The organism is Umezakia ovalisporum Ak1311, from assembly GCF_029891685.1.
Taxonomy (GTDB): domain Bacteria; phylum Cyanobacteriota; class Cyanobacteriia; order Cyanobacteriales; family Nostocaceae; genus Umezakia; species Umezakia ovalisporum.
In genome coordinates, this window is the sequence record NZ_JANQDJ010000035.1 from 25,757 (window position 1) to 35,662 (window position 9,906).

The 9,906-nt window shown below is 39.5% G+C and carries 8 protein-coding genes and 1 tRNA gene; 3 read left to right on the top strand and 6 right to left on the bottom strand.

Features of this window, described 5'->3' with window-relative positions; translation table 11 throughout:
- The first annotated feature begins 319 nt into the window (after positions 1–319).
- Positions 320–1,435: a response regulator gene (locus tag NWP25_RS05320; RefSeq protein ID WP_280650107.1), complete on the top strand. Its 1,116-nt coding sequence runs from the start codon at positions 320–322 to the stop codon at positions 1,433–1,435.
- Between the two features lie 346 nt (positions 1,436–1,781).
- On the opposite strand, the gene NWP25_RS05325 is transcribed toward NWP25_RS05320, so the two are convergent.
- From NWP25_RS05325 to NWP25_RS05345, 5 genes are all read right to left on the bottom strand, one after another.
- Positions 1,782–2,534, bottom strand: coding sequence for a class I SAM-dependent methyltransferase (locus NWP25_RS05325; RefSeq protein WP_280650098.1), 753 nt, complete (start codon positions 2,532–2,534; stop codon positions 1,782–1,784).
- Positions 2,535–2,585: 51 nt separating this feature from the next.
- Positions 2,586–3,785, bottom strand: coding sequence for an FAD-dependent monooxygenase (locus tag NWP25_RS05330; RefSeq protein WP_280698968.1), 1,200 nt, complete (start codon positions 3,783–3,785; stop codon positions 2,586–2,588).
- Positions 3,786–3,850: 65 nt separating this feature from the next.
- The gene (cobA, locus tag NWP25_RS05335) at positions 3,851–4,630 is read right to left on the bottom strand and encodes a uroporphyrinogen-III C-methyltransferase (RefSeq protein WP_280650100.1); all 780 of its coding nucleotides are present in this window, start codon (positions 4,628–4,630) and stop codon (positions 3,851–3,853) included.
- Positions 4,627–5,340 carry a sirohydrochlorin chelatase gene (locus NWP25_RS05340; RefSeq protein ID WP_280656785.1) on the bottom strand — a complete coding sequence of 238 codons (714 nt, stop codon included), beginning with the start codon at positions 5,338–5,340 and terminating at the stop codon, positions 4,627–4,629. The genes cobA and NWP25_RS05340 overlap by 4 nt, the downstream gene beginning before the upstream one ends.
- 94 nt (positions 5,341–5,434) lie before the next feature.
- The gene (locus tag NWP25_RS05345; RefSeq protein ID WP_280650102.1) at positions 5,435–5,815 is read right to left on the bottom strand and encodes a DUF4359 domain-containing protein; all 381 of its coding nucleotides are present in this window, start codon (positions 5,813–5,815) and stop codon (positions 5,435–5,437) included.
- A 124-nt stretch (positions 5,816–5,939) separates the two neighbouring features.
- Between NWP25_RS05345 and NWP25_RS05350 the strand changes: the two genes are divergently transcribed.
- Together NWP25_RS05350 and NWP25_RS05355 are read left to right on the top strand one after the other, a co-directional pair.
- A tRNA-His gene (locus NWP25_RS05350) sits at positions 5,940–6,012 on the top strand.
- Between the two features lie 287 nt (positions 6,013–6,299).
- Positions 6,300–8,720, top strand: a complete 2,421-nt coding sequence (locus tag NWP25_RS05355) for a sucrose synthase (protein ID WP_280650103.1) — start codon at positions 6,300–6,302, stop codon at positions 8,718–8,720.
- A gap of 50 nt (positions 8,721–8,770) precedes the next feature.
- Here NWP25_RS05355 and NWP25_RS05360 read toward each other — a convergent pair whose 3' ends face one another.
- On the bottom strand, positions 8,771–9,334 hold the full coding sequence (locus NWP25_RS05360; RefSeq protein WP_313959062.1) for a peptidoglycan-binding domain-containing protein: 564 nt from the start codon (positions 9,332–9,334) through the stop codon (positions 8,771–8,773).
- Positions 9,335–9,906: the final 572 nt, after the last annotated feature.

Genomic DNA, 9,906 nt, shown 5'->3' on the forward strand with positions numbered 1-9,906 from the left:
ACTGGTTAGTAATTAGTTTGTAAACTCACAGAGGTAACCGCCTCTAGCAACTAATCACTAGTGACTACTTCATCAGGTTGGTTTTTCAAATACTACTTTTCAAAGCATCGCGGTGCCTACCGGAGTAGATGATCACTTGATCAACTATAGCTTAACAGATATTGGTAAATTCGGAGTTAGGGGTGAGGAATCTCTGTACTAACTCAAATGTGACCGCTATATTTAGCTCAACAGTACTTTTGAAACTTTAATGTGAATTTCCTCCAGGTTATTCGCCAATTTTGTTCGTGGATGTCGATTATATCTCAAATTTGTGCCGATGAAGACACTTCCCATTAGTAGATATAGATTTTTCCAAAAACTGCAACCCATATCTCTTTTAAAAAAGATCACAAGCAAGACTGTTAATGGTTGTTTGCAAGTGTTTAGCACATCCGGCTCTTGGTTAATTTATATAGAGCAGGGTAAGCTGATTTATGCCTGCTACTCTGATCAAATGTTTGAGCCGCTTTACAGACACTTGCAAAGCTTAAGTCAGCAAATCTCAACTATTCCTAACGGAATTGATGAGCAGTTGCAGGTAATATTTCAAAGTGGTATTGATGAGCAAGCAATTCCAAACCCAGATTATTTGGCTATTTGTTGGTTAGTCAGCCAAGAATACATTACCCCTGTTCAAGCAGGAATGCTAATAGAAAAATTGGCACTAGAAGTTTTAGAAACATTTTTGAGCTTAGAAGAGGGAAGTTATGAATTTATCCCGGAAAGCTTTCTAGACGATATGCCAAAATACTGCCATTTGAGTATACGTTTGTTAGTGGAACAGTGTCAAAGGGGTAACCGTGAGAGAAGTTACAAAGCAACATTGCCGGCTGCGCGATTAAATCAACCACAACCTCAAACACCACCTATTAAAAAGTCCCCCAGAGTCAGCGAAGGCAATCACGCCGTATACTCTCATAACAATACTGATAAGGCCAATAAAACGACATACTCTAACCCTGGATCAATTCACAATATTCATAAAACTTATAATAGCGGTCAGCGAACTACAACACCTGCCGACAAAAAACTCTACAAAGTATTTTGTATTGATGATAGTCCTACGGTGTTAAAAACTATTCAAAATTATTTAGATGAGCAAATATTTTCTGTGATTACGATTACTGATTCTTTAAATGCTTTAATGCAAATTCTGCAGATTAAACCAGACATAATTTTATTAGACATTGAGATGCCTAACTTAGATGGGTACGAATTATGCTCTTTGTTACGCAAACATCCATCTTTGAAAAGTACACCTATAATTATGGTAAGTGCTAGAACAGGATTGCTAGATAGAGCAAGAGTAAAGCTAGTGAGAGCTTCTGGCTTTTTAGCTAAACCTTTTATACAAGGAGATTTACTGAAAATAATCTTTCAACATATTAGCTAATTGGCTGATGATGAGGACAAAACAGTGTCTAAATCATAACGAATGTGAAAAAATACATCTTCTTTATTATTCGTGGATGATTGCTGAATTATTCACCAAATACTAAATTGAGGAATGGCTACTGTAAGTCCCCTCTGTTAATATTACCTCTATTTCAACTAATGCAGCTTTGTAGCTAATGATTTGGATTAATCTGGCCTGGGGAATATTTACAAATTGCTGATTGTTTTTCTTCCCCATATTTATAGATTGTTTCCAAGTAGTGATGTTGTACTTTAGGCATCAGTCAATTACTCGTGCAGTAGCTGTATATAAATAATTTAAGTAAATAATTTAACTAAATAATTTAATATTTCTGCATTATGTAAAATAAATAACCATAATATTGAGAGTATTGGCGATAAAGGTCAATCTCAAGTTGCTCCATATTGATGACTTCAAGAGCTTCTGTATCATCTTGGTAATGCTTTCGTAAAGCCTGTAATTTTTCTTCTAAAGGTTGGTAGTAGTAATTCCACCAAGATGATTCTGGGAGGACAAAATGATCAATAATTTTGTATCCACTATTTTGGATAATTTTTAAATTACCTTCAATATCCTGCATGGCTGGATAACCCACACGCCAAAATTCTTTTAATTCTGTTGGTGGGTTAGGTTGTAGCCATGTAATTTCTGAGGCTACCAAATAACCTTTTTCTTTCAGCAAGGGTTTCCATTGCTTCAGTCCATTTTCAAATCCAATAATATATATTGAACCTTCCGCCCAAATAATATCAAAATTTGCTTCCAGAAAATCAAGAGCAAACATATCAGCGTTGACTACAGTGATTTTTTCTGACCATCCTGCTTGGAGTACTTTCTGTTCCAGTTCCTTGATATAAACAGAATGATTATCAATAGCGATAATTGTGCCATTAGTCAGCCTGGCTAAATCTAAAGTTTGAAAGCCAGGGCCACAACCGATATCTAGAATTTTGGGATGTGGCGGTAAATCAATCAACTTTAAGAAAGCTTTTTTGGTGGAGTTGGAATCACCAGGCCCTTCTCTGTCCAAACCCTGATGAATTTGAAAAAATACATCTTCATGTTTATTATTCATGGATTATTGCTGAATTATTTACCAGGTAATAATTTTGATTAAAAATCACAGTTACACCTTGATGGTTACCTGTGTTATGCCGTGGCGCATTTCACGTTGTCGCTTTAACCAAGACAGTTTAGCTATTCTACCCAGGAAAGGCGCAAATTGAACCAAGAGCCATGGCAAAAGTGGATTTTTTCGCAGTAGTTCTGCTTGTGTGGCTTCCTGTAATTGTAGTTGCTGGGCGCGGATAATTTCTGGCTCACGCTCGGCTTGAATGGATGATAGTGCTGTATCAATCTTTTGGTGTTCAGCATTTGCTAGCAATATTGGTATTAGATGATTAGCAGCAACAATGACATCACGCAGTGCTATGTTGATACCTTGAGCGCGGACAGGAGACATGGGGTGTGCAGCATCACCTAGAAGGAGTATCCCTGGTCTGTGCCATTGTGGACAACGACCAACCACCACAGAGAGTTTAATGGGTGATTCGATGCTATCTGCGTGATTACGGAAATGTTCTGCTAACCATGAGGGTGATACTGAAGCAAAAATTTCTGCCCAGTTTGCTTGTTTGTAGTCGGTTTTTTCGTGAGGAGATATTACCCAAGCTAAATGTAGTTTACCTGGATCTGCACCATGAAAGATGCTAAACACGCGATCGCTATTGACAATAGTGCGAAATACATTTTCATTTGCAAACTGGGGGCTGGCGCACAGCTTAAACCAAAGAATATCTATATTTTTGGGCTGACATACTAATTTTAATCCTGCTCGTTCTCGCACAATTGAGTTACGACCATCTGCGCCAATTACTAAATCAGCCGGAAGTTGTCGCCCATCACTGAGAATCACACCTGCAACACGTTGATTGACCCAATATAAATCTTTTACAGCAATACCTGGAATAAATTCAAACTGATCATTGGTTGCAGCTGCTGAAATCAGTGCTTTGAGCAGTGGTGGTTGTGATACCAGTGTACAAGGACGATTTGCCCCCATTGGCTCCTCCACTCGAAATAACTGTTTGCCGCCAATGATGAACTCCCATGCATCGAGTTTTCGAGATGGAATATCCTCCAACAGCCCAGCTAGTCCCATTTGAGTTAGTGCATCTAATCCACTAGGCATTAATCCCTCACCGCGAAATACACGATGAAAGTCTTTTGCTGCTTCAATCAGCGTTACATGGATATCATGTTGGACAAGGAGTGTAGCCAGTGCTGCACCTGTGGGGCCTGCGCCGACAATGATAATTTGTGCCACTTCATACCTCCTGTTTGTGTTCTTTGACAATCACTGACAGCAAATACACGGTCATGGAAAAACAATTAAATAGGACGACACCCAGATAAAATACTGTGCATATTTACTACTGAGCCAATTACCGCGATCGCTGGAGCGTCAAATCCAGTTTCCTCAACTTGCTGAATAATGGTGTTTAAAGTGCCAATTAATTCTTCTTGTTCTGGTCGTGTACCCCAGCGTACCAAAGCAATGGGTGTTTCTAAATCCAAGTCCGCTGCACTTAACTGTTCTACAATATAAGGTAAATTGTGAATGCCCATGTAAATGACAATGGTTTCCGAACCTTGGGCGATAGCTTGCCAATTTACTTTCGGTTTATACTTACCGACTGCTTCATGTCCTGTAACAAAAGTAACCGAAGAACTATAGAGTCGATGAGTTAAAGGAATTCCAGCATAAGCAGAAGCGGCAATACCAGATGTAATTCCCGGCACTACTTCCACAGATATTCCCCCTTGGACTAAATCTGCCATTTCCTCACCACCCCGACCAAAGATAAAGGGGTCACCACCTTTGAGGCGCACAACTATGCTGTGTTCTCGCGCCTTTTCTATTAACAAATGGGTAGTTTCTTCCTGTAATAATGAATGTCTCCCCATCCGCTTACCAGCGTTGATTTTTTCGGCTTGGGGATTAATCATTGCCAGAATTGCTGGACTTACTAAGGCATCATAGATGACCACATCTGCACATTCCAACAAGCCCTTACCCTTGAGGGTGATGAGTCCTGGATCTCCTGGTCCCGCACCCAGCAAATACACCTTACCCAAACATCTTTGTGCTTCTTTTTCTGTGCGGCTCATCTATCTATTAATTCCCCAATGATCTCAGCTAATTCTGCACTTGCTCCCATAGGCGCAGCCAGTTGGAAAGTTACAGCAGGAAATTGTAATTTTAACTTTTCTGTGGATTGGGCGATGGCATCATTTATAGTACCTGTGAATAAAAAGTATGGCAAAACTGCAATTTTCTTCTTGCCAACAGCCACTAAATCTTGTACTCGTGATTCTAAACTGGGAGCTACAGACCAATAAGCAGTCACCGCTCCCAATTTGGCGGCTATAGTTTCTATTGGCTCTAAAGAACCAGGATGACGGCTACCGTGAGCTAACAAAATCGTGGACTCGGCCTTCATACCAGCCATTTGCTGAGACAGTAATGTAATTAAACCAGTATGAATACCTAGATATGGTTGGAGGTTAATTGTGATTTCCTTGCCAAGAGCTTGTTGTGCCAGGGCAATCTGATCCGGAATATCCGTCATTACATGGACACCTGGTAACAGGAATAGCGGTACAACCTGCAAACAACTAACTCCCTGGACTACAACACCACTGGCAAATTGTTGAATCTGCTGATGTAAAGGCTCTGGTTGTAATTCCAAAGCAGCTATACCTACCAAATGCTGAGAAATATTCAGTTGATGAGATACTAACCCTGCCAATTGCTCCATAGCAACTTCTGGGCGTGGGTCACGGCTGCCGTGGGAGAGCAGTAAATACGCAGATGACATGGAAAAAATTTCACTCTTAGTAGCTACTTTTAGAGTAGCAGGTCCCTAGGGTAGACCTACCCTTGTGGCTGATTTAGGGTTGCCAATTTTTGGTTCATTGCTGCTCGGCTTTGTAGGTATAAAAGTTATTCAACGCTCCCACTGTTTCAAACTTATAAATAGGGATGAAGGAACTGAGCTTTAAATCGGTTTTATAAATGCTAAAAATGAATAAATTTTGCCTTTCTGTAGTTCTTGCCAGGATTTCCCGCATTTGGGGATTAACCTCATCTACCAGGTTTTCACATTGAGACTTGATTAAATTTTCTAAGAAATTGGTTGTTTTTCGGCAAAAGTCTTGTTTCAAGTAATCTGTGAGCCTTTGTATGGCATAATCTTCGTATTCAGCCTGAGAAGGATTGGTTCCGGCCATTGCCACCCCCAATGCCGCTAGTGCTCCTGCTCCCGAAATTGCAACAATAGTTAGTGCTTTCATTGACTTTCACTGTGATTTTCGATAGTTATTGCAGTGCCGAGACTATAAATTAACAAAATCGGTTCCTGGAAAAAAGTCTTGATTATTTTCTGATTAAGGTGCTATAATCGGGACGTAGTAAATGGCGAGCGTAGCCAAGTGGTTAAGGCAGTGGTTTGTGGTACCACCATTCGTGGGTTCGAGTCCCATCGTTCGCCCTGGTAAAACTGAGTAAGAATGAAGACATATACAAGACATATATAATTTATGGACTTATGTCAAACGGATGAGGAATTATCATTCCTTAGTTAGAGTGAAAAAACACTGAGTAGTATATATTTTGAGTAAAAGAAACACGAATCAAGATCGGAATCATGGCTGATCTAATGAACACAGATAGATAATTCGTCTGTGTTCATTTGTGCTTATATGTAGTCACACGTAAGCAGGAGGTATTACTTTTATCCTGCAAATCGAAAATGCCAATTCAATGTTAGGGGTTACTATGTCAGAATTGATCCAAGCAATCCTGGATAGCGAAGAAAAAAGTGATTTGCGTTCTTTCTTAAGTCTAATACGCCACCAAGAAGAAAATTACTTGTTGCGTAATGACATTTTGAATGTATTTATTGATTATTGTTCCAAGTCCGAAAAGTTAGAAACCTATGCCGGTGCTTCCCGGTTAAGTAAACTGATTTATTATACTCAGGAAATTATTCAAGAGGATACCAGCCTTTGTTTTATCATTCGTCCTAAGATTGCTAGTCAAGAAGTTTATCGGCTCACGGAAGATTTGAATGTTGAGCCGATGTCAGTACAAGAACTCCTGGATCTACGGGATCGCTTCGTAAATAAACATCATCCCCTAGAAGGTGATTTACTAGAACTAGATTTTGGCCCTTTTTATGACTACACTCCAGTAATTCGGGATCCCAAGAATATTGGTAAAGGGGTGCAATTTCTTAACCGCTATCTATCCAGCAAAATATTTCAAGACTCGAAACAGTTGTTGGACAGCTTATTGAATTTCTTACGGCTCCACGAATACAACGGAGTGCAACTGCTGATAAATGATCGTATTAAAACTCAGCACCAACTGTCCAACCAACTCAAGAAAGCCATCACCTTTGTCAGCGAACGCCCCAAAGATGAACCCTATGAACAATTCCGCTTTGAATTGCAAATGATGGGTTTTGAGCCGGGTTGGGGTAACACAGCCCAGCGTGTTTATGAGACCCTGGAAATCTTAGATGAATTAATTGATTCGCCAGACCCTCAAACCATCGAAGCCTTCATCTCTCGGATTCCGATGATTTTTAGAATCGTCCTTGTATCTGCTCATGGTTGGTTCGGCCAAGAAGGGGTTTTAGGTCGTCCTGATACTGGCGGACAAGTGGTTTATGTTCTCGATCAAGCGAAGAATCTGGAAAAGCAACTACAACAAGATGTTGAACTAGCGGGTTTAGAGGGGCTGAAGGTCGAGCCAAAGGTAATTATTCTCACCCGCCTGATTCCCAATAGTGATGGTACTCTCTGTAATCAACGCCTAGAAAAAGTTCACGGTACAGAAAACGCCTGGATTTTGCGCGTACCTCTGCGGGAGTTTAATTCCAAGGTGACACAAAATTGGATTTCCCGATTTGAGTTTTGGCCTTATTTAGAAACTTTTGCCATTGACTCACAAAAAGAACTACTAGCGGAATTTCAAGGTAGACCTGATTTGATTGTGGGTAACTACTCTGATGGTAACTTAGTGGCGTTTCTTTTAGCACGGCGAATGAATATCACTCAGTGTAACATTGCCCATGCCTTAGAAAAGTCCAAATACCTGTTTAGTAACCTTTATTGGGAAGATTTAGAGGATAAATATCATTTTTCCTTGCAATTCACTGCTGATTTGATTGCAATGAATGCTGCAAATTTCATTATCAGCAGTACCTACCAAGAAATTGTCGGTACACCGGATAGTGTGGGACAGTACGAATCTTACAAGTGCTTTACCATGCCAGAGTTGTACCATGTGGTCAACGGGGTGGAATTGTTTAGTCCTAAATTTAACGTTGTACCTCCTGGAGTCAACGAGAATTATTACTTTCCTTACACCCACACTAAAGAACGAGTAGAAAGCGATGGCGATCGTATTGCTGACATACTGTTCACCTTGGAAGATTCCAACCAAATTTTTGGGAAACTTGATGATCCTAAAAAGCGCCCTATCTTTTCAGTAGCCCGTCTTGACAGGATTAAAAACCTCACAGGTTTAGCACAATGCTACGGTAAGAGTCGAGAATTACAGGAGCATTGCAATTTAATCTTAGTGGCGGGTAAGTTGCGTGTAGAAGAATCAGGGGACAATGAAGAACGCGACGAAATTATTAAACTGTATCAAATCATTGAAGAATATCATCTCCACGGTAAGATTCGTTGGTTAGGTGTGCGCTTGACAAAATCTGATTCTGGTGAAGTTTACCGAGTAATTGCTGACCGTAAAGGTATCTTTGTCCAACCAGCTTTATTTGAAGCCTTTGGTTTGACAATCTTAGAAGCCATGATCTCTGGATTACCAACTTTTGCTACCCAATTTGGCGGGCCACTAGAAATTATTCAAGATCAGGTCAATGGCTTTTACATTAACCCGACAAATTTAGAAGAAACAGCGGCGAAAATCTTAGAATTTGTCGCTAAGTGTAATCACACTCCTCAGTATTGGGATCACATTTCCGAAGAAGGAATTAAGCGGGTGTTGACTACATATACCTGGAAAATTCATACCACGAAGCTGTTATCTTTAGCACGTATTTATGGCTTTTGGAACTTTACCTCCAAGGAAAATCGTGAGGACTTGTTGCGCTACATTGAGGCTTTGTTCTATTTAATTTACAAACCGAAAGCAAAGCAATTATTAGAGCAGCATAAGCATCGTTAGAAATTTGATTAGTCAGTTGTTAATTGTTAATTTTTACTACTGACAACTGACTAAATTGTTAACTGTTGCCAAGTGACAGGCCCTACTATTCCATCTACTGTGACACGGCGCTGGTTTTGAAACGCTTTCACAGCTGTTTCAGTTAATGGTCCAAAACTGCCATCAACTCTGATAGCATAGCCGTTAGAAACCAAGAGCCTTTGTAAAACTCTCACAGAAGTACCTGAGCTACCAAAACGGAGAATAGGCAGAGGTAAACCGCTAAACCTTGGCCATGGCCTTGGGAATTCGACACTATTATAGTCTGAGGCATAGTAGTTCTGATCTGATGGTAACGCCACTGAGAACAAATGTGTGTTTGTAATTTTCTCAAAAAGTTGCTTTTTGGCTAAGTTAGAGGTGGATAAATTCCTTGGAGAAATTGGATCTGTTTCGATGAATTCAGGTGGTGTAATTTGAGAAGTACGAACTAATTGACTTAAATTACCATGTGTTAACTTCTCCGCGCTATTTTCCATCTGAAATGGTTGCTGCTTCGGTAATTTATTCGGTGAAGGTAATTGTCTGGTTGTTAATATCCCCGTTATCAGCAGACCAATTTCGCTCATTGTCATTCATTTTACTAAGAACATAAATATAATTTCACAAACAAACACCTTGTTAGTCTGGAATGTTTGATACTCACATACTCCTAAAAATTATGTGATTTTCTTATGTTTGTTTTTATTGATAAATAAACTCATATTAAAGTTATGGTCAAAGTTATATTTTGATACCCCTTTCATGAATTGATGTCATCAGTTGGAAATAGAGCAGTATTTTACTGTGAGATTGTTTAAATTTACAGTAACCTAGTATTGGCTTTCTTCCTCCCAAAGTCTCATCAAGTTCCACAGTAATAATTGACGGCAGTAAATAAATATATTCATGAATGAATTAATTTAGTCGATAATCAACCGTACTAATTACTGACTAATAGGCAATTTTCGGGTCATAGCTGGGATAAACTTTTGTATAGTCTGTTATCCTCATTCCAATATTTTTGGGACCAGAAATGTTGAATGTCGTTACAAAACTTTACATAGTTAGATATAGTAGTCCTATCAAAGGTGAAAATGTCAACATCTCATAATATCTTCCATCCAATGAACATAACTGATTTGTTGACACATACAAGCTTGAAGGT

Excerpts from the sequence above, each read along its gene's own strand:
- NWP25_RS05345 (WP_280650102.1), bottom strand. The coding sequence starts at position 5,815 with ATGAAAGCACTAACTATTGTTGCAATTTCGGGAGCAGGAGCACTAGCG.
- NWP25_RS05355 (WP_280650103.1), top strand. The coding sequence starts at position 6,300 with ATGTCAGAATTGATCCAAGCAATCCTGGATAGCGAAGAAAAAAGTGAT.
- cobA (WP_280650100.1), bottom strand. The coding sequence starts at position 4,630 with ATGAGCCGCACAGAAAAAGAAGCACAAAGATGTTTGGGTAAGGTGTAT.
- NWP25_RS05320 (WP_280650107.1), top strand. The coding sequence starts at position 320 with ATGAAGACACTTCCCATTAGTAGATATAGATTTTTCCAAAAACTGCAA.
- NWP25_RS05340 (WP_280656785.1), bottom strand. The coding sequence starts at position 5,340 with ATGTCATCTGCGTATTTACTGCTCTCCCACGGCAGCCGTGACCCACGC.
- NWP25_RS05325 (WP_280650098.1), bottom strand. The coding sequence starts at position 2,534 with ATGAATAATAAACATGAAGATGTATTTTTTCAAATTCATCAGGGTTTG.
- NWP25_RS05360 (WP_313959062.1), bottom strand. The coding sequence starts at position 9,334 with ATGACAATGAGCGAAATTGGTCTGCTGATAACGGGGATATTAACAACC.